This is a genomic window from Burkholderia sp. FL-7-2-10-S1-D7 (assembly GCF_001524185.1).
Lineage (GTDB): Bacteria > Pseudomonadota > Gammaproteobacteria > Burkholderiales > Burkholderiaceae > Burkholderia > Burkholderia diffusa.
This window is the reverse complement of record NZ_LOWY01000051.1, coordinates 55,759-77,452: the sequence shown is the minus strand read 5'-3', so window position 1 is coordinate 77,452 and position 21,694 is coordinate 55,759. Positions and strand designations below refer to the sequence as shown.

At 66.6% G+C, this 21,694-nt stretch carries 22 protein-coding genes; 10 read left to right on the top strand and 12 right to left on the bottom strand.

Features of this window, described 5'->3' with window-relative positions; translation table 11 throughout:
* The 9 genes from WS75_RS18420 to mpl all read right to left on the bottom strand — a co-directional run bounded on the left by WS75_RS18420 (position 1) and on the right by mpl (position 10,533).
* Entirely contained in the window at positions 1–1,035 is a 1,035-nt protein-coding gene (locus WS75_RS18420; RefSeq protein ID WP_059681856.1) for a 2-dehydro-3-deoxygalactonokinase, read from the bottom strand.
* The gene (locus WS75_RS18415) at positions 1,032–1,931 is read right to left on the bottom strand and encodes an IclR family transcriptional regulator (RefSeq protein WP_059681855.1); all 900 of its coding nucleotides are present in this window, start codon (positions 1,929–1,931) and stop codon (positions 1,032–1,034) included. The genes WS75_RS18420 and WS75_RS18415 overlap by 4 nt, the downstream gene beginning before the upstream one ends.
* 336 nt (positions 1,932–2,267) lie before the next feature.
* A complete protein-coding gene (locus WS75_RS18410) occupies positions 2,268–2,672 on the bottom strand; it encodes an EF-hand domain-containing protein (protein WP_059681852.1) in 405 nt (134 codons plus the stop codon).
* 84 nt (positions 2,673–2,756) lie between these two features.
* Positions 2,757–4,367 (bottom strand): S10 family peptidase, encoded by a 1,611-nt coding sequence (locus WS75_RS18405; protein WP_059681849.1) that lies wholly within the window; start codon positions 4,365–4,367, stop codon positions 2,757–2,759.
* A 427-nt stretch (positions 4,368–4,794) separates the two neighbouring features.
* Positions 4,795–5,532, bottom strand: coding sequence for a monofunctional biosynthetic peptidoglycan transglycosylase (gene mtgA, locus WS75_RS18400; protein ID WP_059681846.1), 738 nt, complete (start codon positions 5,530–5,532; stop codon positions 4,795–4,797).
* 14 nt (positions 5,533–5,546) lie between these two features.
* Positions 5,547–6,413, bottom strand: a complete 867-nt coding sequence (gene aroE / locus WS75_RS18395) for a shikimate dehydrogenase (protein WP_059681843.1) — start codon at positions 6,411–6,413, stop codon at positions 5,547–5,549.
* On the bottom strand, positions 6,410–8,500 hold the full coding sequence (locus WS75_RS18390; RefSeq protein WP_059681841.1) for a ribonuclease catalytic domain-containing protein: 2,091 nt from the start codon (positions 8,498–8,500) through the stop codon (positions 6,410–6,412). The genes aroE and WS75_RS18390 overlap by 4 nt, the downstream gene beginning before the upstream one ends.
* Positions 8,501–8,590: 90 nt before the next feature.
* The gene (locus WS75_RS18385) at positions 8,591–9,151 is read right to left on the bottom strand and encodes a YqiA/YcfP family alpha/beta fold hydrolase (RefSeq protein ID WP_059681838.1); all 561 of its coding nucleotides are present in this window, start codon (positions 9,149–9,151) and stop codon (positions 8,591–8,593) included.
* Positions 9,148–10,533 carry a UDP-N-acetylmuramate:L-alanyl-gamma-D-glutamyl-meso-diaminopimelate ligase gene (gene mpl, locus WS75_RS18380; RefSeq protein WP_059681835.1) on the bottom strand — a complete coding sequence of 462 codons (1,386 nt, stop codon included), beginning with the start codon at positions 10,531–10,533 and terminating at the stop codon, positions 9,148–9,150. The genes WS75_RS18385 and mpl overlap by 4 nt, the downstream gene beginning before the upstream one ends.
* Before the next feature lie 234 nt (positions 10,534–10,767).
* Between mpl and WS75_RS18375 the strand changes: the two genes are divergently transcribed.
* The 10 genes from WS75_RS18375 (at position 10,768) to WS75_RS18330 (ending at position 18,989) form a co-directional block, all read left to right on the top strand.
* Positions 10,768–11,412 (top strand): hypothetical protein, encoded by a 645-nt coding sequence (locus WS75_RS18375; protein WP_059681884.1) that lies wholly within the window; start codon positions 10,768–10,770, stop codon positions 11,410–11,412.
* Positions 11,413–11,419: 7 nt separating this feature from the next.
* Complete coding sequence (locus WS75_RS18370; RefSeq protein WP_059681833.1) at positions 11,420–11,974, top strand: TlpA family protein disulfide reductase; 555 nt, start codon at positions 11,420–11,422, stop codon at positions 11,972–11,974.
* A gap of 194 nt (positions 11,975–12,168) precedes the next feature.
* The gene (aroQ, locus tag WS75_RS18365) at positions 12,169–12,621 is read left to right on the top strand and encodes a type II 3-dehydroquinate dehydratase (protein ID WP_040143361.1); all 453 of its coding nucleotides are present in this window, start codon (positions 12,169–12,171) and stop codon (positions 12,619–12,621) included.
* A 64-nt stretch (positions 12,622–12,685) separates the two neighbouring features.
* Positions 12,686–13,159 (top strand): acetyl-CoA carboxylase biotin carboxyl carrier protein, encoded by a 474-nt coding sequence (accB, locus tag WS75_RS18360; RefSeq protein ID WP_059681830.1) that lies wholly within the window; start codon positions 12,686–12,688, stop codon positions 13,157–13,159.
* Between the two features lie 84 nt (positions 13,160–13,243).
* Entirely contained in the window at positions 13,244–14,611 is a 1,368-nt protein-coding gene (accC, locus tag WS75_RS18355) for an acetyl-CoA carboxylase biotin carboxylase subunit (protein ID WP_034182676.1), read from the top strand.
* A 2-nt stretch (positions 14,612–14,613) separates the two neighbouring features.
* The gene (gene prmA, locus WS75_RS18350; protein WP_059681828.1) at positions 14,614–15,516 is read left to right on the top strand and encodes a 50S ribosomal protein L11 methyltransferase; all 903 of its coding nucleotides are present in this window, start codon (positions 14,614–14,616) and stop codon (positions 15,514–15,516) included.
* Between the two features lie 45 nt (positions 15,517–15,561).
* Positions 15,562–16,887, top strand: coding sequence for a DUF3426 domain-containing protein (locus WS75_RS18345; RefSeq protein WP_059681821.1), 1,326 nt, complete (start codon positions 15,562–15,564; stop codon positions 16,885–16,887).
* Between the two features lie 72 nt (positions 16,888–16,959).
* Complete coding sequence (tpx, locus tag WS75_RS18340) at positions 16,960–17,463, top strand: thiol peroxidase (RefSeq protein WP_059681819.1); 504 nt, start codon at positions 16,960–16,962, stop codon at positions 17,461–17,463.
* 94 nt (positions 17,464–17,557) lie between these two features.
* The gene (locus tag WS75_RS18335; RefSeq protein WP_059681818.1) at positions 17,558–18,496 is read left to right on the top strand and encodes a carbohydrate kinase family protein; all 939 of its coding nucleotides are present in this window, start codon (positions 17,558–17,560) and stop codon (positions 18,494–18,496) included.
* A gap of 19 nt (positions 18,497–18,515) precedes the next feature.
* Complete coding sequence (locus WS75_RS18330) at positions 18,516–18,989, top strand: glycine zipper 2TM domain-containing protein (protein WP_059465339.1); 474 nt, start codon at positions 18,516–18,518, stop codon at positions 18,987–18,989.
* Positions 18,990–19,204: 215 nt separating this feature from the next.
* Here the strand turns inward: WS75_RS18330 and WS75_RS18325 are convergent, their stop codons facing one another.
* The 3 genes from WS75_RS18325 to WS75_RS18320 form a co-directional block, all read right to left on the bottom strand.
* Positions 19,205–19,927 carry a histone H1-like DNA-binding protein gene (locus WS75_RS18325; RefSeq protein WP_059681816.1) on the bottom strand — a complete coding sequence of 241 codons (723 nt, stop codon included), beginning with the start codon at positions 19,925–19,927 and terminating at the stop codon, positions 19,205–19,207.
* Between the two features lie 28 nt (positions 19,928–19,955).
* Positions 19,956–20,282 carry a hypothetical protein gene (locus WS75_RS32405; protein WP_082721943.1) on the bottom strand — a complete coding sequence of 109 codons (327 nt, stop codon included), beginning with the start codon at positions 20,280–20,282 and terminating at the stop codon, positions 19,956–19,958.
* An 82-nt stretch (positions 20,283–20,364) separates the two neighbouring features.
* Positions 20,365–21,576 (bottom strand): ribonucleotide-diphosphate reductase subunit beta, encoded by a 1,212-nt coding sequence (locus tag WS75_RS18320; protein ID WP_059535212.1) that lies wholly within the window; start codon positions 21,574–21,576, stop codon positions 20,365–20,367.
* Between the last annotated feature and the right edge of the window lie 118 nt (positions 21,577–21,694).

The window sequence follows — 21,694 nt, the reverse complement described above, 5'->3', positions numbered from 1 at the left end:
TCAATCGATTCTTTGGTCGGCGCAGACGGGCTCGCCATCCGCGCGCACGAGCCCGGCGCGCGACGCGATCCACCACAAGCCGCGCTCCGTCGCCTGAGCGACGACGCGCGCATGCGTGCAGCCGAACACGCTCAACGCGTCGACGTAGCGCGCGCACAATCCGTCGTCGCCGATCAGCAACAGCGGCTGGTTCGCGAGCGCGACACCGCGTTCCGCCAGCATCGCGTCGAGTGCGTTCAGCTCATGGCCGATCAGCAGGCCGGACAGGTAATCGCCCTGCGCATCGGGCGCGAGCCGGTCGGTCAAGCCGAGCGTGCGCGTGCTGAAGATCGTCGCGAGCAACCCCGCGCGCTGCGCACCGCGGGCCACCGCGACGCCGCGCGCGAATGCCGCGCGGTCGGGCGACGCGCTCGCGCGCATCGTGCGGCCGAGGATCGTGTGATCGCGCAGCGCCGCGAACAACTCGCCGGTCATGAACGTCTGGAAGCGCTCGATGAGCCCGTCCTTCACCCATGCCCACTTCGCATGCGTGCCCGGCAATCCGATCAGTACGCCTGAACGATCTGCGTCAAGCATGGGATCGTTCGCGAGTGCGCCGAATATCTGCGTTTCTTCGCCGCGCATCACGTCGGGCAATTCGCCCGTCGCGATCACGCCCGGCACGATGGACACCGTCGTGCCGCGCGACGTCGTCACCGTGACGAGCCCCGCGACGAGCGCGTCGGCGCCGGCCGGCACCTCGACGTACGGCGCCTCGCGCCAGCCCTGTGCGCTGCCGACCATCCCGGCGGCCAGCACCGGCACGCCCGGCGCGCGGTCGAGCCAGTCGCCGCACGCTTCCTCGAACACGACGTCGAAGGCTCGCGCGCCGCCGGCCGGCACATGCATCACGCCCGCGGCGCGGCTGCGCGTGTCGAGCAGCGCACCGTGCGCGTCGAACAGATACGCGCGCAGCGACGTCGTGCCCCAGTCGAGCGCGATCAGCGACGGTGCGGCGCAGGAGGCGTCCGGAGCGGTCCGGGTCGAATTGGTCATCGTTTGATCCTGCGGGTACCCTGCGGCGAGCTCCAGCCCAGTTCCGCGGAAATGGCTCGCGCTTCGCGCTGCACGAGCGGAATCAGTTCGTCCATCCGGTCGTGCGGCATGTACGGAATCGTGCTCGCCACCGATACGGCCGCGACGATCGCGCCCGACGCGTCGCGGATCGGCGCGGCCACGCAGCGGATCGACGCCTCGTTTTCCTCGAGGTCGAACGTGTAGCCGCCGGCCGCGTAATGCGCCATGCGCTGCAGGAACGCGCTCGTCTCGGGCCGGTTGTCCGGCTTGAAGTTGACGCCGGCCAGCGCGCGCCGCGCGGCTTCGAACAGCGAGCGCCACAGGTCGGGATCGAGGTCGAGCATCATCGCCTTGCCGATGCCGGTCGATGCGAGCGGCATCCGGTGGCCGACACGCGAGCGCATCTCGAGGCCGCGCGTGCCGGGAATCTTGTCGATGTACAGCACGTCATCGCCGTCGCGCACGCCGAGGTGGATCGTGTCGAGCGTCGCTTCGGCGAGCGCCTCGAGGTGCGGCCGCGCGACCGCCGTGAGCGGCATCTGTTCGAGCGCGATCGTGCCGAGCTCGATCAGCTTCGGGCCGAGCAGGTAGCCGCCCTGCACCTGGCGCAGGTAGCGCGCCTGCACGAGGCTGCTGACGAGACGGTGCGTCGTGCTGCGCGTCGTGCCGAGCGCGGCGCCGATCGCACGCATGTCGCGCGCGCCGTTCGCGATCGCTTCGAGGATCGCGAGACCGCGCAACAGCGTCTGCGTACCGGCCTGCTGCGCGGTGAGGTCGAGCGGTGTGCTGGTCGCGCCGATGGTGTCGGTGAGCGGCGCATCGCCCGGCGTCGCGCGCCGGGCGTCGAGAGCAAGGGAATCGGGCATCTTGGTCATGGAACGGGTTTCTTCAGCCGAATCGGTGAAGCCGCTGTCGCGACGCCGGAACGAGGTCGGGCGTCGCGGCAACGCGGCGGTCGATGCACCGAGGAAAGCGCCCGGCGAACTTCATGGAATGTGTCTCCGTGTGCGTCGGGCGCCGCGCGATGCGTGGGTCCGAAGCTGTCGATGTGCTTCGGATTGTAGGAGCGCACGCATTCGTCTCCAATATTTGAATGCGTTGCCCAGATAATGAGATAAACCGGCAGAGGTCGCGAAACGGTCGCGCCATGCGCACGGGGGCGGAACCCGACGCGTCGCGGGTCCCGCCCCCGTTGGTCATGCACGCCGCGCTTACTGCTGGTTCGTGCTGCGCGCCTGCATGTAGCGCTGCACGTCGGCGAACGACACGCGACCGTTACCGCTCGCGTCGATCTGCCGGAAGTGATTCGCGACATAGCCGAGGCCGGCCGCGCGCGCCTGCGCTTCGGTGATCGAACCGGTGTTCTGCGTATCGGCCGCGCCGAACTGCCGCGCGAGCTTGCGCACCACCTGCGCGTGCAGCGCGGCGCCCGTCGTCTGCGTGCCGGCGGTCGGCTTGCGCGCGGCCGGCGGCACGTACGGATCGCCGAGCTGCGCCTGGCGCGCGCGCGCCGGAGTGACGGCGTCGCTCGCCTGCGCGAACGCGGACACCGATGCGGATGCTGCAACGCCGGCGCATGCGAGCGCGGCGGCAACGACGATGAAACGTTTCTTCATGTCAGGCTCCAGTCTGGAATGAGGTCGTCGACGGCTGGCGAACGGCGCCGCCACGGGCGCGCGTCGCCAGGCCCGCACATCGCATCAGTGCGCGGCCGCGTTGTAGAAGGTCACGAGGTCGGCTTTCTCCTGCGGACGCGACGTATCGTCGAGATAGACCATGTGTCCACCCTGATAGTCCTTGATCGTCAGGTTCGGTTGCGAGCCGAGCCGGGCGAGGTCGAGCTCGGTCTGGTAGAACGGCGTCGCGATGTCGTGATACCCGTTCAGCGACAGCACCTTCAGCGACGGATTCAGCGTCAGCGCAGCCGCAAGATCGGGAATCGTGTCGGGCATCGCGAGGCCGTCGTGCGTCCAGTCCCAGGTCTGGATCGCATTGCTGCTCAACGAATACGCCGACTGCGCGCTGTACTTGAGCACGTTCGGCAGGTAGCTGCCGATCGTGTCGGTGAACGGCTTCGTGATGAACGTGCTCGACGGGTCACCGTCCGCCGCGAGCGGGCTCGACGACGGCACGTTCACGCGTGCGTCGTAGCGGCCGATCAGCGTGCCCGGAATCAGCGACACCTGGAAGCTGTTGTCGAAGAAGGTCGGGACGACGTTGAAGTCCGCGTTCCACAGCGACTGCTTCACGCCGGTCGAATTCACCATCGTCGTGACGAGCGTCGGCGGGGGCGGCGTGTGGCTCGCGAGATACGCGTTCACGGCGGGCACGTAGCTGCCGGCCGTCAGCTGGCGCATCTGGTCCGCATATTGCGGCAGGCTCGACGGGTTCGGGTTGTCGAGCTGGTAGTACGCGCCGACCGTGCCGTAGGACGGCACGAAGCCCGCGCAACTCACGGGGCTCGCCCCGTTGTTCGAGTTGCCGACATAGTCGCTCGCCATGTCGCAGTTCGCGTTGTAGTTCAGGATCGACGACTGCAGCACGATGCCGTCGAGCTTCACGCCGGCCGTCTCGAGCAGGTTCGCGAGCACGTCGGTGCGCGGTGTGCCGTACGACTCGCCGAACAGGTACTTCGGCGAATCGTTGCGCTGGTTCACGGCGATATAGCGCATCACGAAGTCGCGGAACGCGCCGCCGTCCTGGTCGACGCCCCAGAACGTCTGGTTCGTGTTCGGCGCGATCGCCTCCGAGAAGCCGGTGCCGATCGCGTCGACGAACACGAGGTCGGTCGTGTCGAGCAGGCTTTCCGCGTTGTCGACGAACGGGAACGTCGACGCGTTCGCGTTCGGGTCGCCCGTCTGGATCCGTTTCGGACCGAACGAGCCGAGATGCAGCCACACCGATGCGGAGCCGGGGCCGCCGTTATACAGGAACGTGACGGGCCGCTTCGCCGCGGGCTGGTTGTCGGCGGTGTACGCGACGTAGAAGAACGATGCTTCGGGCGCGCCCGTCTGCGGATTGCGCGCGACGAGGTGGCCGGCCGTCGCCGTGTAGCGAATCGTCTTGCCGTTCAGCGTGATCTGGTGATGGGTGACGGCGGCCTTTTCGACCGCGGCGGACGCGTCGAGCGACGCGGTCGCGCTCGACGAATAACTGTTGGGATCGTTGTACGGCTTGTCCACCTGAGCGGCGGGATCGGCTGAATTGTCGGTACCTGCTGCCGAGGACGACGTCACGTCGTCGTTGCAGGCCGTCAGAATCAGCGAAGAGAACACAACCCCCAACAACAGCTTCGCTTTGCTCGCTGGCATCGTTGCTTTCCTTCTCTCGAATGTTTTTTATGTCGAGCAGCCGGGTAAGCCGCCCCCCGCCTCGATTGCGGCCGATGAGCCGAGGCGCTGGCCAATATACGTGAGCGGGTCGGCTTTGAAAAATTTGGAAATATTTGATCGACGCTCGGTGCGGCGCACACCTTTCAGGAATGCTTCAATTCACGAACCGCTGCGTTTCAACAGTCTTTCAATTGCTTTCGCGCCTAGCCGGAAAACACTCAACCCACGCGGATTTCGTGCCATATCGGCAAACAAAATCTCGCGCGGGCGGGCATTGCTCAGTAAAGCGAAATAGATGAATTCGTCTAATGGATGCGTCCCGAAATGCGGGCGACACGAATGCGCTGCAGCGCACCAATGGCGCGCCGGCGACGGAACGGACAATGTCACGGCGCGAGCGCGCCGCTCACTGCGATTGCGGAAGTTCGGCCGCGCCCATCCGGCGGGCAATCACGGCCGCGCGCTGGGCCTGGTAGGCCGAGCCGCGGTGCGCGTCGAACCAGCGCGGCTTCGGCAGCATCACCGCGAGACGCGCCGACTGCCACGCGCCGAGCCGGCTCGCGGGAATTCTGTAGTAATAGCGGGCGGCGGCCTCGGCACCATACACGCCGCGGCCCCATTCGACGGAATTCAGGTAGATCTCGAAGATCCGCTCCTTGTCGAGCACCGTCTCGAGCATCCACGTGATGATCAGCTCCTGCCCCTTGCGGATGTAGCTCTTCTCGCGCGACAGGAACAGATTGCGCGCGAGCTGCTGCGTGATCGTCGAACCGCCCGCGACGATCCGGCCACGCGCCTTGTTCTTCTCCCACGCCTGCAGGATCGCGTCGACGTCGTAGCCGTTGTTGGTCGCGAAGGTCGAATCCTCCGACGCGATCAGCGCGCGCTTCAGGTTGCGCGAGATCTGGTCGTACGGCACCCACTGGTGCTGGATCCGCGCGGGCGGATTGTCGCGCGACAGCCACCATGCGTCGGTCCGCATGAACGCGGTGGAGCCCGGATTGATGAACGACCACAGCGCGATCTGCACGAGATAGAACAGCTGCGTCGCGAGCCACGCGCCCGCGAACACCGAACCCGCATAGACGATCCAGCGGGTCGGGCTGATCGTCCGCGTGCGCTGCGTGCCGCTTACCGCCACCACCTGCCGCGCTCCGGTCAGGCCGCCGCGAGCGCCTGACGCAGCGCGGCCAGCACCGGTGCGCCGTCCGGCCGCACGCCGCGCCAGATGTAGAACGATTCGGCCGCCTGCTCGACCAGCATCCCGAGCCCGTCAGCCGTGCGCGCGCCGAGCGACGCCGCATGCTGCATGAACACGGTCGGCTGCGCGCCGTACATCATGTCGTACGCGAGCGTGCCCGCGCCGAACGCGGCCGCGTCGCACTCCGGCAGCGCCGCGTCGAGGCTGCCGGCCGTCGCGTTGACGATCACGTCGTACGGCTCCGCTCGCACGGTGTCCGGGCCGCCGCCCGACAGCACGCAGCCCGCATCGTGCGCGGCCTGCGTGAACTGACCGACGAGCGCCTCGGCCTTGCTCGCTGTGCGGTTCACGATCGTGATCGACAGCGGCGCGCGCTCGAGCATCGGCAACACGACGCCGCGCGCCGCGCCGCCCGCGCCGAGCAACAGGATGCGCGCACCCGCAAGCGACACGCCGAGGTTCGATTCGATGTCGCGCACGAGACCGACGCCATCCGTGTTGTCACCGTAGATGCGGCCGTCGGCTTCGATGCGTAGCGTGTTCACCGCGCCCGCCGCCGCCGCGCGCGGCGACAGCGTGTCGGCGAGCGCATGCGCGTCGAGCTTGAACGGCACCGTCACGTTCGCGCCGCGTCCGCCTTCGGCGACGAACGCGCGCACGGCGGCCTCGAAACCGTCGACCGGCGCGAGCCGGTGCTCGTAGACGATCGCCTCGCCCGTCTGCGCGGCGAACTGCGCATGGATGAACGGCGACTTGCTGTGCGCCACCGGATTGCCGAACACCACGTAGCGGTCGGCGCCGCTCGTCGACGCGGCTGCGTTCATAATGCGCGCCCCTCTTCGCTTTCCTGGCCGGTGCCGTTCGCGGCCTCGCCATCTGCGACCGCCGCGCCGTCCGCTTCGGCCAGTGCCTCGGCCTCGGTTTCCGCCGACGCGTCCGCCGCATCGACCAGCGTGTCGTCGCCGCCTTCGGTTTCGTCTTCGTCTTCGGCCGCGTCGCCGCTCGTCACGGTCGGCGCGTCGAGCACGTTCAGCAGTCGCACCGACGCCTCGATCGTCAGCTCGTCGAGCGACATCACGTCGAGCAGCACGCGCGTGCCGCGCGCATGCACGCCGAGCCCCGGGACGTGCAGCAGCAGCGGAATTTCCTCGAGGCGCACCAGGTCGCCCTTCACGACGCTCGCGACGACCTGCTTCTTCTGCTCCTGCGCGAGCCAGCGCAGGCACCAGAAATACTCCATCCGGCGCTGGTAGTCGGCGTAGGCGGTATAGGTATCGTCGAAGCCCTGCACGACCGCGTACAGGTCGGCGTCCTTCGGCTTGAACGGCGCGGCGAGCTTGGCCGTGACGCCGTGCTGCACGCATGCGAGCAGCTGCCACTGGTTCACGAGGTCGACATAGCGGCGCAGCGGCGACGTGCTCCACGCGTATTGAGCGACGCCGAGGCCTTCGTGCGGCGCGGCCGTCGTCTGCATCCGCGTGCGCTTCGGGCCCGGCGCGCCGAAGCCGCGCTGCGAGCGGTAGATGCCCGGCACCGTGTGATCGTGCAGGAACGCGCCCCATGTCGAGTTCGCGAGGATCGCGAGCTCCGACACGATCAGGTCGAGCGGCGACCCGCGGCGGCGCGGCGTGATCGTCACGTGCTCGCCTTCGACGTAGAAGTTGTAGTCGGTGTTGCGCTGCACTTCGCGCTTCAGGCCATAGCCCGCGCGCGCGACCTGGCGCTTCTCGAACAGCGCCTGCGCGAGCGGCCACAGCACGGCGATATCGTCCTTGTGCGGGTAGTCGCCGGTGCCGGCCGCGAGCGTCTCTTCGGTGACGAGCTCGTCCAGCGTGTTGTGGCGCAGGTTGTTCTTCACGAACACGAGTTCGGCGCGCGTCTCGTTCGCGACGATCTCCTGCGTCTCGCGGTTGACGATGATGTACAGCGACAGCGCCGGGCGGTAATCGCCTTCCTTCAGCGTGAACACGTCGACGACGTCGTCGGGCAGCATCGTGATCTTGTCGCCCGGCATGTAGACGGTCGACAGGCGCGCGCGCGCGATCGCGTCGACCGCGTCGCCGCGCACGATGCCGAGCGCCGGCGCCGCGATGTGCACGCCGATCCGCACGCGACCGTCGGACAGGTGTTCGACCGAGAACGCGTCGTCGATTTCGGTCGTCGTGATGTCGTCGATCGAGAACGCCTCGACGTCCGCGCGCGGCAGGTCGTCCGGCAGCGGGCCGACCGTGACGGCGGGGAAGCCCGTGCCGTGCGGGAAGAATTCCGCGAGGAAGCGCGCCTCGTGCAGCGCACGCGGCGACGCGATGCCACCGCAGTCGAGCATCAACCGCGCCGGCGACACGCCGCGCGCCCCGGCCGCCGCTTCCATCGCCTTGTATTCGATCGCGTTCTTGTCCGGCCGCGTCAGCAGCCCGAGCACCTTGCCCGCGAACGCTTCCGGCAGCTTGCCGGCCTTCAGTTCCTCTTCATACTGCGCCTGGACGAGCGCCTGCTGACGCTTGCGCTCGAGCGACGCGAGCGCCATCTTGAGCTGATCTTCCGGCGCCCGCTGATACTGGCCGCGCCCCTTGCGGCGGAAGTAGACGGGCGAGCCGTGCAGCCGCAGCACCAGCGCCGCGCGCTCGACCGGGCCGTAGGTCGCGCCGAAATATTCCGAGGCCAGCGCCGTGTACGCGAACTCCTCGGCCGGCGCGCATTCCCACAGGAAATCCAGGTCGATCTGCTGCGCGGCCGTATCGGCTTCCTGCATCAGCTCGCTGGCGGCCGGCTTCTCGAATTCGATCAGCACGTCTTTTGCGCGCACCTTCGCGCGTCGCCCGCCGGGCAATTCGACCTGAAACGCGTCGCCCTGGCGCGACAGCACGCTGCCCGCCTTGAAACTGCCCGATTCCTCGAAGAAAACGTTCACTCAGTACTCTCGTTCAGACTGCCGAGCGCCGCATCGGCGGCGCCGCATGATGATGGGAATTCGATCGGCATGACGCCGGGTTCATGACGTTCATTCGTCGCAAAAGGCGAGAACGTCGTCGATATAGTCGGCAAATTCACTGATTCCATGATCGCTGCCTTCGATCACGCGCGTTTTCGCGCCCGGGTAATGGGCGAGCATCTCGCGGTAGTCCAGCACTTCGTCGCCGGTCGCCGCGAACAGATAGTAGCGTTCGGGCCGCGAAATCGCCGGCACGCGCAGCGCATCGAGCTCGTGCAGGTGACGGCGTTCGACGACGATCGACCCGCCGCCGTGCCACAGCGGCTGTTCGCCCAGATACTGCCCGAGGTCGCGCTGCGGCATGATCGCCGGATTCAGCACGACCGCCTTCCAGCCGTGCTTTTCGGCGAGCCAGGTTGCGTAGTAGCCGCCGAGCGAGCTGCCGATCACCGTCACGTCGCGCGCACCGGCCACCTCGGCCTCCGCGACGGCGATCGCCTCGAGCGGCGATACCGACAGCGACGGGCAGCGCCACTCGTGCGTGCGACCGAGTTCGGCCATGCGCGCGGCGAGGAGCCGCGACTTCTGCGACTCCGGCGACGACCGGAATCCGTGCAGGTACAGGATCACGCGCGGCTCCCGAGCGCGTCGAGCAGCTTCTGGTGCACGCCGCCGAAGCCGCCATTGCTCATCACGAGCACGTGGTCGCCCGGGCGCGCGGCCTCGACGACCGATTTCACGAGCAGGTGGAGATCGTCGAACGCATGGGCCTTGTCGCCGAGCGGCGCGAGCGCGTCGCCGAGGTTCCAGCCGAGCGCGTCGCGCCCGGTCGGGGCACCGTAGCCGAACACCAGGTCGGCGTCGGCGAGGCTTGCAGGCAATTGCGCCTTCATCACACCGAGCTTCATCGTGTTCGAACGCGGCTCGAGCACGGCGAGAATGCGGGAATGTTGGCGGCCGATGCGCGCACGAAGGCCGGCGATCGTCGTTTCGATCGCGGTCGGATGGTGCGCGAAGTCGTCGTAGACGGTCACGCCGTCCACGCTGCCGCGCACTTCCATGCGCCGCTTCACGTTGCGGAACGACGCGAGGGATTCGGCGGCCTGCGCGGGCGGCACGCCGACATGGCGCGCGGCGGCGATCGCCGCGAGCGCGTTCATCCGGTTGTGGTCGCCCTGCACCTGCCACGCGACTTCGCCGACGCGCTCGGCCTGCGAGTACACCGCGAAACGCTCGTCGACCGGCACGCCGTCTTCGGCCGGCAGCGCCTGCCAGCCGCCGTCGACGCCGAAGCGCTCGACCTCGCTCCAGCAGCCGCGCGCGAGCACGCGCTCCAGCGCGTCCGAGCGGCCGTTGGTCACGATCCGGCCAACGCCCGGCACGGTGCGCACGAGGTGATGGAATTGCGTTTCGATCGCGGCGAGATCCGGGAAGATGTCGGCGTGATCGAATTCGAGATTGTTGAGCACCGCGGTGCGCGGCCGGTAGTGGACGAACTTCGAGCGCTTGTCGAAGAACGCCGTATCGTATTCGTCGGCCTCGATCACGAAGAAACTCGAATCCGTCAGCCGCGCCGACACGCCGAAGTTCAGCGGCACACCGCCGATCAGGAAGCCCGGGTTCAGGCCGGCATCTTCCAGCAGCCACGCGAGCATCGACGACGTGGTCGTCTTGCCGTGCGTGCCCGCGACCGCCAGCACCCATTTGCCGGCCAGCACGTGCTCGCCGAGCCATTGCGGGCCCGATACATACGGCAGGCCGCGATCGAGAATCGCCTCCATCAGCGGATTGCCGCGCGTGACGACGTTGCCGATCACGAACAGGTCGGGCTTCAGGTCGATCTGCTCGGCGCCGTAGCCCTCGATCAGCGTGATGCCCTGCGCCTCGAGCTGCGTGCTCATCGGCGGATAGACTCCCGCGTCGCAACCCGTCACCGTGTGGCCCGCCTCGCGCGCGAGCACGGCGAGACCGCCCATGAAGGTGCCGCAGATGCCAAGAATGTGGATGTGCATAGATGAATGCTTTCGCGCCGCCGGGCGCCGTCGATTCGGAAAGGAAGGTCTGCGGCACGCCGGACAGGCCGCCCGGCCAACGACTTTCGCCGCGACACAAAGACCGTCATTGTAACTGACGGCCCGCCCTGCCCGGCGGCCCGAACGATGGATCCGAACGCCGCGCGGCGCGGCGGGCGGCACCCGGCCGCACCGCGTTCGGCCGTGGCGGCGATCGAGTATGATTGCCGGATCATGTCTCGCAAACCTCTTGTCGACCCGCGGCGCGCCCGCGAGGAAATCGCCCAGTCCGCCGCCCGCCTGATCGCGGAGGACGGCCTCGATTACGCCAGCGCGAAACGCAAGGCCGCGCGCCAGTTGTTCGGCGATACGCGCGTTGCCGGCGAATGGCTGCCTGATAACGATCTGATCGAGGAAGAACTGCGCGAGTACCTCGCCCTGTTCCAGAGCGACACGCAGCCGGACGAACTGCGCCGCCTGCGCGAGATCGCGCTCGACTGGATGCGCCGGCTCGCCGAGTTCAATCCGTACGTGACGGGCGCGGTGCTGAACGGCACCGCGAACGCGCATTCGGACATCCATTTGCAGATATTCACCGACAACCCGAAGGACGTCGCGATCTACCTGCTGAACCAGAACGTTCAGTACGACGTGTCCGAAACGCGGCATTTCGCCGGTCGCGCCGACGTCGAGACGCTCAGCTTCCTGTGGCGCCCGCGGCGCGACGTGGACGCGATCGGCATTCACGTCGCGCTCTACGCGAGCGACGACCTGCGCGGTGCGGTCAAGGCCGACGCCCGCGGCCGGGTCGCCCGCGCCGACGCCACCGCGTTGCGCGCGCTGCTCGAGGCCAGCAACGCCCCTTCCGAACCGGAATGATTCAACGATGATGATGAAACGCATGTTGGCGCTCGCGGTGGTCGCGGCCGCCGCCGTCGCCGGCGGAATCGCCGCCGGCCATTGGTTCCGCGGCGGCAGCGCCGATGACGGCGTCGCCGTCGCCGCACCCGCCGCGAAAGGCAGCCCGGTCGACCAGCTGTGGGCCGCGTCGCTGACCAGTGTCGACGGCAAGCCGGCGTCGCTCGCTTCCTTCAAGGGCCAGAAGGTCGTGGTCAATTTCTGGGCGTCATGGTGCGGCCCGTGCGTCGAAGAGATGCCGGAGCTCGTCGCGCTGTCGCATCAATACAAGCAGAAGGGGATCCGCTTCATCGGGATCGGCGTCGATTCCGACCAGAACGTGAAGAACTTTCTGCAGAAGGTGAAGGTCGACTATCCGGTTTTCGTCAGCGGTTATGCGGGCGCCGATCTGGCCCGTAATTTTGGAAATACCGCCGGCGCGCTGCCGTTTACGGTCGTCATCGACGAAACCGGCAAGATTCGGGAGACAAAATTGGGACAAATCCAACCGGCCGAGCTGAAAAAGACCCTCGACGCGTTGTGATCGCCCTGAACGGCCGCCTGCGCGTTGGCGGCGATTTATGGGTCGATCGCCGCAATTTCACGTGAATTCGGTGATACTTTGCGGCCGCACCGGTAATTCTTGCAGGTCCGGAGCGCCCGGCCGTTCGGCAAAACTAGACAAATTTCTCTAAATAGCGCTAAAGTTCGCGCAATTCCGCAGAAATAGAAGCGACCATGACACGATTGCTGGTGCTGCACGGCCCCAACCTGAACCTTCTCGGCACCCGGGAACCGGAGGTGTACGGCCGCGTCACGCTCGCGCAGATCGATCAAGCGCTTGCCGCGCGAGCGCAGGAAGCTGGCGCCGAACTGTCGTCGTTCCAGAGCAACCATGAAGGCGCGCTCGTCGACCGCATCCAGGCCGCGCGGGAGGAACAGACCGATTTCATCCTGATCAATCCCGCCGCGTATACGCACACGAGCGTCGCGATCCGGGACGCGATCGCCGGCGTTGGCATCCCGTTCGTCGAGGTTCATCTGTCGAACGTGCACCGCCGCGAAGCCTTCAGGCACCACTCCTACTTTTCCGACCAGGCCGAAGGCGTGATCTGCGGTCTCGGCTGGAAAGGTTATCTGTACGCGCTCGAGTACGCGCTCGACAAGCTGCAAGGCGCGTCGCGCGGCTGATTTCGCGATCTAGATTCAGCGCCGGTCCCACCGGCGCTTTCACGTATTGAAAGGGGAATTCCCGATGGATCTTCGTAAGCTGAAAACTCTGATCGACCTCGTCTCCGAATCCGGCATCTCCGAGCTGGAAGTGACGGAAGGCGAAGGCAAGGTGCGTATCGTCAAGAACGCGCCGCCGGTCTATGTCCAGCCGACGGGCGGATTTGCCCCGCAGGTCAGCGCGCCGGCCCCGGCGGTCGCGCTGCCGACCGAAGGCGCTGCCGCGCCGGCCGCAGGCGCCGCTGCCGCGCCCGCCGCGCCGCAAGGCCACGTCGTGACGTCGCCGATGGTCGGCACGTTCTATCGCGCGCCGTCGCCGGGCGCGGACCCGTTCGTCCAGGTGGGCGACACGGTCAAGGAAGGCCAGACGATCTGCATCATCGAAGCAATGAAGCTGCTCAACGAGATCGAGTCGGACAAGGCCGGCGTGATCAAGGAAATCCTCGTCGAGAACGGCCAGGCCGTCGAATACGGCCAGCCGCTTTTCGTGATCGGCTAAGCCCGCCGCGCGGCCTGCGGGCCGCGCGCCGCCGATGCTCGCCAGGCGCCGTTCGCGCGCCCCTCGAAGAGACGAATACTCGCTATGTTTGAAAAAATCCTCATTGCCAACCGCGGTGAAATCGCGCTGCGCATCCAGCGCGCGTGCCGCGAACTCGGCGTCAAGACGGTGGTCGTCTACTCGGAAGCCGACAAGGAAGCCAAGTACGTGCGCCTCGCGGACGAAGCCGTCTGTATCGGCCCGGCCCCGTCGAACCTGAGCTATCTGAACATGCCGGCGCTGATCAGCGCCGCGGAAGTCACCGATGCCGAGGCGATCCACCCCGGCTACGGCTTCCTGTCGGAGAACGCCGACTTCGCGGAACGCGTCGAGCAATCGGGCTTCACGTTCATCGGCCCGCGCCCGGAAACGATCCGCATGATGGGTGACAAGGTCACCGCGAAGCAGACGATGATCAAGACCGGCGTGCCGTGCGTGCCGGGCTCGGAAGGCGCGTTGCCGGACGATCCGAAGGAGATAGTGAAGATTGCGCGCGCGATCGGCTATCCGGTCATCATCAAGGCGGCGGGCGGCGGTGGCGGGCGCGGGATGCGCGTCGTGCACACCGAGGCCGCGCTCGTCAACGCGGTCAACATGACCCGCGAGGAAGCCGGCCGTGCGTTCGGCAACCCGCAGGTGTACATGGAGAAGTTCCTCGAGAACCCGCGCCACATCGAGATCCAGGTGCTGTCGGATGCGTTCAAGAACGCGATCTGGCTCGGCGAGCGCGACTGCTCGATGCAGCGCCGCCACCAGAAGGTGATCGAGGAAGCGCCGGCGCCCGGCATTCCGCGCCGCCTGATCGACCGCATCGGCGACCGCTGCGCGGACGCATGCAAGAAGATGGGCTACCTCGGCGCGGGCACGTTCGAATTCCTGTACGAAAACGGCGAGTTCTACTTCATCGAGATGAACACGCGCGTGCAGGTCGAGCATCCGGTGTCGGAGCTGATCACGGGCGTCGACATCGTGCAGGAACAGATCCGCATCGCGGCCGGCGAGAAGCTCGCGCTGCGCCAGCGCGACATCCAGTTCCGCGGACATGCGATCGAATGCCGGATCAACGCCGAAGATCCGTTCAAGTTTACGCCGTCGCCGGGCCGGATCACGTCGTGGCATACGCCGGGCGGCCCCGGCGTGCGCGTCGACTCGCATGCCTACAATGGCTATTTCGTGCCGCCGAACTATGATTCGATGATCGGCAAGCTGATCACCTACGGCGCGACCCGCGAGCAGGCGATCAGCCGGATGCGCATCGCGCTGTCGGAGATGGTCGTCGAAGGCATCCAGACCAACATCCCGCTGCACCGCGAGCTGATGATCGACTCGAAGTTCGTCGAAGGCGGCACCAGCATCCATTACCTCGAAAACCGGCTCGCGCAGAAGCAGCAGGTCGCACCGGAAGAAGCGTAAGCATGAGTTATCGCGAACTCGTCGTCGAACTGGCCCGTGAGCATGCGGAGGCACTGTCCGACGCGCTGCTCGACCTCGGCGCGCTGTCGGTGTCCGTCGAGGACGCCGACGCCGACACGCCCGACGAACAGCCGCTCTTCGGCGAGCCGGGCCTCGTGCCCGAACGCACCGCATGGCAGCACTCGCGCGTGATCGCGCTGCTGTCGCCCGATCACGAGCCGGCCGTGTTGCTCGCGGCGGCCGCGAACGAGATCGGCATCGCCGATACGCCGAAGTTCGACGTGCGCGAAGTCGAGGAGCAGGACTGGGTGCGGCTCACGCAGTCGCAGTTCGAGCCGATTCCGATCGGCGAGCGGATCTGGGTCGTGCCGTCGTGGCACGACGCACCCGACCCCGATGCACTGATCCTCGAACTCGACCCCGGTCTCGCATTCGGCACGGGCAGCCACCCGACCACGCGCCTGTGCATGGAATGGCTCGAACAGTCGGTCAAGCCCGGCCAGTCCGTGCTCGACTATGGCTGCGGCTCGGGCATCCTCGCGATCCTCGCGAAGAAATGCGGGGCGAACCCCGTGGTCGGCATCGACATCGATCCGCAAGCGGTCGAATCGGCGCGGCAGAACAGCGAACGCAACCATGCGGACGTGACGTACGGGCTGCCCGACGCGTGCCCGGCCGGGGAATTCGACATCGTCGTCGCCAACATCCTGTCGAACCCGCTGAAGCTGATGGCGTCGATGCTCGCATCGAAGGTGAAACCGGGCGGGCGCATCGCGCTGTCGGGCGTGCTCGCACGCCAGGCGGACGAAGTCGCGGCCGTCTATGCGCGCTATGTCGACATCTCGGTCTGGCGCGAACACGAAGGTTGGGTATGCCTCGCCGGAACGCGGCGGGAAAGCCATTAGAATAGCGCTGTCCTTCACTTTGGCCAGCAGGCCGCCCGGCTCGACATGCTTCTTGCGACGCGCTGCCCTCATTGCGAAACCGTCTTCCGGCTGCAGCCGGAACAGCTCTCGCTGCATGACGGGCTCGTGCGCTGCGGACACTGCCATCAGGTCTTCAACGCGGCGCAGTCGCTCGTTCCCGAACCGGCACGGCAGCCCGAGCCGGCGCTGACCGAAGCGGCACCGGCCGGGCCGGCCGCCGCCGAACCGCAACACGAAGCCGCGCCCGTGCGGCTCTTCACCACCGCCGCGCCGGTCGAACCGGCGTCCGGTTCCGACTACAAGCCCGAAGGCTGGGACATGTGGGCGCCGTGGCTCGATGGCGGCGTCGACCCGTCCCTGCAGCACAACGTACGGACCGTGCGCACCGAGCCGCTGGTGCCGCTCGCGCTGCCGGCCATGAACGCCGGTGTCGTCCACCTGTCCGGCACGCCTGCCCCGATCGCATCGGCTTCGGCCGAGCCGGACTTGGCGCGGCACGAAACCGACTCATCCGACTCATCCGGCACATCGCGGGCCACGGCACCCGCCGAACCCGACCTGCGCGAACCGCGCTTCGTCGCGCACACGCCGTCGGCGGCAGACGCGGACGAACCCGTCGGCAACGCGCACTTCTCCGCACCCGACGACGAACACGCACCGCGCGAACCGCGCTTCGCATTCACGCCGGCGCAGGCCGTCCCTGAACACGATGCCGACGCCGACGCACGCGCCGCCGAACCGGCCGCTGCCGCAAGCGAAACGGCTGCCCAACCGGCCGTCCGACCGGCCGCGCCGTTCCCCGCCACACTGGCCGACGACGATCGCCCGCCCTTCGCCGTGACCCGCGAGACGCGCGCGCCCGAGCGACGCGGGATGCTCGGCGGCTTTTTCGGCGGACTCGTCGCTGCCGCGCTCGCGGTGCTGCTCGTCGCGCAACTCGCGTGGTGGCAGCGCGAAACCGTGATGATCTACTGGCCGGTCACGCAGGGCTGGTTCCGGCAGGCGTGCGCGCCGCTCGGCTGCACGGTCACGCCGCCGCGCGCGATCGACGGCCTGCGGCTCGACGCGGCCGACCTGCGCCAGCTCGACGGCCCGCGCGTGCTGGAGTTGAAGGTTCCGTTGACGAACCGCTACCGCGTCGCACTCGCCTACCCGTCGCTCGAGCTGACGCTGCTCGACGACACGAATCACGTGACCGTGCGCCGCGTGCTCGCGCCGCGCGACTACGTCCGCCCGGGCACGCCGATCGACGCCGGGCTGCCGCCCGGCACGACGCGGACGATGATCGTCCGTCTCGACACGAACGGCGCGCCCGCCTCGAATTTCCGCGTCCAGATCTTCTATCCGTGACGCCCCGCGGCGCGTGCATGCGCGCCGTCTCAACCCGCGCGCCGCAGCGGCGCGCTATTTCGGAGCACGAACATGAGCAAAGTTACGCTGGGTGGCAACCCGATCGATCTCGCCGGCACGTTCCCGGCCGTCGGCTCGCAAGCCCCCGACTTCAAGCTGGTCGGCAAGGACCTCGCCGATCTGTCGCTCGCCAGCTTCGCCGGCAAGCGCAAGGTGCTGAACATCGTCCCGAGCCTCGACACGCCGACCTGCGCGACGTCGACCCGCAAGTTCAACGAAGCCGCGTCGTCGCTCGACAACACGGTCGTGATCGTCGTATCCGGCGACCTGCCGTTCGCCGCCACGCGCTTCTGCACGACGGAAGGCCTCGCGAACGTCGTGACGGCTTCGACGTTCCGCGGCGCCCGCGCGTTCGCGAACGCGTACGGCGTCGACGTGACGAGCGGCCCGCTGAATGGCCTGACGGCCCGCGCGGTCGTCGTGCTCGACGAGCAGGACAAGGTGATCCACGCGGAACTCGTCGGCGAGATCAAGGACGAGCCGAATTACGACGCAGCGCTCGCCGCACTGAAGTAACCCGCTGCCGCCCGGCCCTGCCGCGCGAGGCCCGACGGCCTCGGCGCACCGGCCGGGCGGCCGCTTCTTTTTGCTCTCTACAGGAACGCACGCCTTGACTACGCTGATTTGCGGCTCGCTCGCCTACGACAACATCATGACCTTCGAAGGCCGGTTTCGCGAGCACATCCTGCCCGACCAGGTTCACCTTCTGAACGTGAGCTTCCTCGTGCCGACGATGCGTCGCGAATTCGGCGGTTGCGCGGGGAACATCGCTTACGCGCTGCACATGCTCGGCGGCGACGCGCGCATCATGGCGACGGTCGGCGCGAACGACGCCGATCGCTATCTCGAGCGTCTCGACAGCCTCGGCCTGTCCAAGGCCAGCGTGCGCGTGGTGCCCGAAACGCATACCGCGCAGGCGATGATCACGACCGATCTCGAGAACAACCAGATCACCGCATTCCACCCGGGCGCGATGATGCAGTCGCACCTGAACCGCGCGGACGAAGTGTCGGGCGTCAAGCTCGGCATCGTCGCGCCGGACGGCTTCGACGGGATGGTCCAGCACGCCGAGCAATTCGCGAAGGCCGGCATCCCGTTCATCTTCGATCCGGGCCAGGGCCTGCCGCTGTTCGATGGTGCGACGCTGCGCCGCATCATTGAACTCGCGACCTACGTCGCGGTCAACGACTACGAGGGCAAGCTCGTCAGCGACAAGACGGGCTGGTCCGAACAGGAAATCGCCAGCCGGGTTCAGGCGTTGATCATCACGCGCGGCGAGCACGGCGCAACCATTCTTCACAAAAACGGCGAAGAACAGATTCCGGTCGTGCAAGCCGAGCGTGTCGTCGATCCGACCGGCTGCGGCGACGCCTTCCGGGGCGGCCTGCTGTACGGCATCGAGAATGGCCTCGACTGGGCAACGACGGGCCGCCTCGCGAGCCTGATGGGCTCGATCAAGATCGCCCACCAGGGGCCTCAAACTTACGCACTAACGCGCGCCGAAATCGACGCGCGTTTCGAGGCTGCCTTCGGGTACAGTCTCAAATGAATATTGTGGGAGAGTAAAAATGTTGACCAAGAAAACCCTCACGCTCGCCGCCATGCTGACGGCCACGCTGACGCTCGCGGGCTGCTTCACGGCGCCGGGCTCGGCAGATGTCTATAGCGTCGGCCAGGCGCAGCGCGAACAAACCGTCCGCATGGGCACGGTCGAAAGCGTCCGTGCGGTGCGCATCCAGTCCGACGGCGGCGGCAGCGCGATCGGCACGCTCGGTGGCGGTGCGCTCGGCGCGGTCGCGGGCAGCGCGATCGGCGGCGGCAAGGGGTCGATCCTGACGGCCATCGCGGGCGGTCTCGTCGGCGCGGTCGCGGGCAACGCGGTCGGCGAAAACCTCAGCACGGCGAACGGTGTCGAAATCACCGTGCGCCTCGACAACGGCGACCTGCGCTCGATCACGCAGGCGGCGAGCGGCGAAATGTTCCGCGCCGGCGAGCGTGTGCGACTGCTGTCGAGCGGCGGCGTCACGCGCGTCACGCACTAACGAGCATCCTCAGCACGCGGCGCAAGCCGCGGTCGAACGCATGTGCGACGCTGCACATGCGTTTTTTTTCGTTCGTGCCTGGCAACCGGTCGACACCTCGATGAATACGGACGAAAAAAATCCCGCCACCTGAGCCAGATGGCGGGACTGATTGAGTAGCGCTACTCAACCCGCGGACACCACGTGAGTGTCCGGGTGGTACTGGTCAGCCGCGATTACGGACGGCTGCCGGTCGGGAACGGCCATGCCGCTGCCGGGTTGAGCGCGGTCTTCACGCCCGATGCCGGCGCGACCGATGCGGTCGACGCGGTGGTTGCCGGTGCAGCCTTCTTCACGACGGCCTTCTTCGGAGCAGCAGCCTTCTTCGCCGGGGCGGCAGCCTTCGGTGCGGCGGCAGCCTTCGGTGCGGCGGCAGCCTTCGGTGCTGCGGCGGCCTTCGGTGCTGCGGCAGCCTTCTTGGCAGGTGCAGCCTTCTTCGCAGGGGCAGCCTTCTTCGCAGCAGCCTTCTTCGCAGGCGCAGCCTTCTTGGCGGCAGCCTTCTTCGCCGGCGCGGCCTTCTTCGCAGCAGCCTTCTTAGCCGGTGCTGCCTTCTTCGCAGCAACCTTCTTCACTGCGACCTTCTTCGCAGCAACCTTCTTCGCTGCGGCCTTCTTCGCCGGTGCTGCCTTCTTCGCGGCAACCTTCTTCACCGCGACTTTCTTCGCGGCAACCTTCTTCACCGCGACTTTCTTCGCAGCGACCTTCTTTGCCGCGACCTTCTTCGCAGCGGCCTTCTTCGCCGGTGCTGCCTTCTTCGCGGCAACCTTCTTCACCGCGACCTTCTTTGCAGCAACCTTCTTCACTGCAGCGGCCTTCTTCGCCGGAGCAGCAGCCTTCTTCGCAACGGTCTTCTTGGCAGCGACCTTCTTAGCAGCCGGTTTCTTCTTGGCAGTAGCCATGTTGTTCTCCTTCAGGTTCAGATGAGAGTCAGTTCAAACTACACCCTTCGTCAAAACCCGCTTCCCGCGGACGCTGTTCAGGACGTGCGCTTCGAAGCGGGCTATTCATCGGCGTACGCGGATACCACGCGCTTACGCTAATGAATACGGTATGGCGCGCGTGACCCCATGGCCTCGCGCGCCAAATCAAGTCGGTAGCCGGCGCACCTCGCGCCGCCACCCCTAATCGCTTGATCAAGCGGACCGCCACACGGCCGCCCGCTTTTTCCGGAGGGAAGTTTGCCCATCCCACTGAAGGGTTCGCAAAGTGCCGATCATGTCGTTGGGCCGATAAGGCACCGGGCATGCTTTGCATCAGGCGTTCTTGCTCCTAAACCTTGGGCCGGGGCCGAGAGGCCGCCGGCTGCTCCATCATGTGACGGGTTCGCTGCTGCGGGTTATTCCCAGGACAGCGCACCGCCCGTCTGATACTCGATCACACGCGTCTCGAAGAAGTTGCGTTCCTTCTTCAGGTCGATCATCTCGCTCATCCACGGGAACGGGTTTTCCTCGTTCGGGAACAGCGGATCGAGGCCGATCTGCTGGCAACGACGGTTGCTGATGAAGCGCAAATAGCTCTTGAACATCGACGCGTTCAGACCCAGCACGCCGCGCGGCATCGTGTCCTCGGCGTAGCGGTATTCGAGTTCGACAGCCTGCTTGAACAGCTCGCGGATCTCGGCGCGGAATTCCGCAGTCCAGAGATGCGGATTCTCGAGCTTGATCTGGTTGATCAGGTCGATGCCGAAGTTGCAGTGCATCGACTCGTCACGCAGGATGTACTGATATTGCTCTGCAGCACCCGTCATCTTGTTCTGGCGGCCGAGTGCGAGGATCTGCGTGAAGCCGACATAGAAGAACAGGCCTTCCATGATGCAGGCGAACACGATCAGCGACTTCAGCAGCTTCTGATCCGCTTCGAGCGTGCCGGTCTTGAAGGCCGGATCCGTCAGCGTGTGGATGAACGGGATCAGGAATTCGTCCTTCGCGCGGATCGACGTGACCTCGTGGTACGCGTTGAAGATCTCGCCTTCGTCGAGACCGAGCGATTCGACAATGTATTGATATGCGTGCGTGTGGATCGCTTCCTCGAACGCCTGGCGCAGCAGAAACTGCCGGCATTCGGGCGCCGTGATGTGGCGGTACGTGCCGAGCACGATGTTGTTCGCGGCGAGCGAGTCGGCCGTCACGAAGAAGCCGAGGTTGCGCTTGACGATGCGGCGCTCGTCCTCGGTCAGACCGTTCGGGTCCTTCCACAGTGCGATGTCGCGGGACATGTTGATTTCCTGCGGCATCCAGTGGTTCGCGCAACCCGCCAGATACTTTTCCCACGCCCACTTGTACTTGAACGGCACCAGCTGATTGACGTCAGTCTGGCCGTTGATGATGCGCTTGTCTGCGACATTGACCCGCGCTTCCGAACCGCCAGCGGGAACAGCCGATGCTTGCGGCGGCACCGCAAGATCGCCTTCGAAAATGTCGCGGACCTGATGGGCGGCAGGCGTTGCAGCCTGCAGTCCGACAGCCATCCCAGCGGAGGTGCGCATTGCGTTTTGCTGCGCTCCGCTCGCGGGGGTTACGGCAGTCTTCTCGTCATCCCAGTTGAGCATAAATTCTCACCATCAATTTAGAACGGTTTGTACCATCTTTTCCTGAGCGATAAAAGGGTTCGCTCACGAAAAATCCTTTTTTCGATTCGCGTTGCGACCTCGATACAACACTTTGAGC

Coding starts and splice junctions, on each gene's coding strand:
- WS75_RS18420 (WP_059681856.1), bottom strand. CDS start 1,035: ATGACCAATTCGACCCGGACCGCTCCGGACGCCTCCTGCGCCGCACCG.
- WS75_RS18415 (WP_059681855.1), bottom strand. CDS start 1,931: ATGACCAAGATGCCCGATTCCCTTGCTCTCGACGCCCGGCGCGCGACG.
- WS75_RS18410 (WP_059681852.1), bottom strand. CDS start 2,672: ATGAAGAAACGTTTCATCGTCGTTGCCGCCGCGCTCGCATGCGCCGGC.
- WS75_RS18405 (WP_059681849.1), bottom strand. CDS start 4,367: ATGCCAGCGAGCAAAGCGAAGCTGTTGTTGGGGGTTGTGTTCTCTTCG.
- aroE (WP_059681843.1), bottom strand. CDS start 6,413: ATGAACGCAGCCGCGTCGACGAGCGGCGCCGACCGCTACGTGGTGTTC.
- mpl (WP_059681835.1), bottom strand. CDS start 10,533: ATGCACATCCACATTCTTGGCATCTGCGGCACCTTCATGGGCGGTCTC.
- WS75_RS18375 (WP_059681884.1), top strand. CDS start 10,768: ATGTCTCGCAAACCTCTTGTCGACCCGCGGCGCGCCCGCGAGGAAATC.
- WS75_RS18370 (WP_059681833.1), top strand. CDS start 11,420: ATGATGATGAAACGCATGTTGGCGCTCGCGGTGGTCGCGGCCGCCGCC.
- aroQ (WP_040143361.1), top strand. CDS start 12,169: ATGACACGATTGCTGGTGCTGCACGGCCCCAACCTGAACCTTCTCGGC.
- accB (WP_059681830.1), top strand. CDS start 12,686: ATGGATCTTCGTAAGCTGAAAACTCTGATCGACCTCGTCTCCGAATCC.
- accC (WP_034182676.1), top strand. CDS start 13,244: ATGTTTGAAAAAATCCTCATTGCCAACCGCGGTGAAATCGCGCTGCGC.
- prmA (WP_059681828.1), top strand. CDS start 14,614: ATGAGTTATCGCGAACTCGTCGTCGAACTGGCCCGTGAGCATGCGGAG.
- WS75_RS18345 (WP_059681821.1), top strand. CDS start 15,562: ATGCTTCTTGCGACGCGCTGCCCTCATTGCGAAACCGTCTTCCGGCTG.
- tpx (WP_059681819.1), top strand. CDS start 16,960: ATGAGCAAAGTTACGCTGGGTGGCAACCCGATCGATCTCGCCGGCACG.
- WS75_RS18330 (WP_059465339.1), top strand. CDS start 18,516: ATGTTGACCAAGAAAACCCTCACGCTCGCCGCCATGCTGACGGCCACG.
- WS75_RS18325 (WP_059681816.1), bottom strand. CDS start 19,927: ATGGCTACTGCCAAGAAGAAACCGGCTGCTAAGAAGGTCGCTGCCAAG.
- WS75_RS32405 (WP_082721943.1), bottom strand. CDS start 20,282: ATGCAAAGCATGCCCGGTGCCTTATCGGCCCAACGACATGATCGGCAC.
- WS75_RS18320 (WP_059535212.1), bottom strand. CDS start 21,576: ATGCTCAACTGGGATGACGAGAAGACTGCCGTAACCCCCGCGAGCGGA.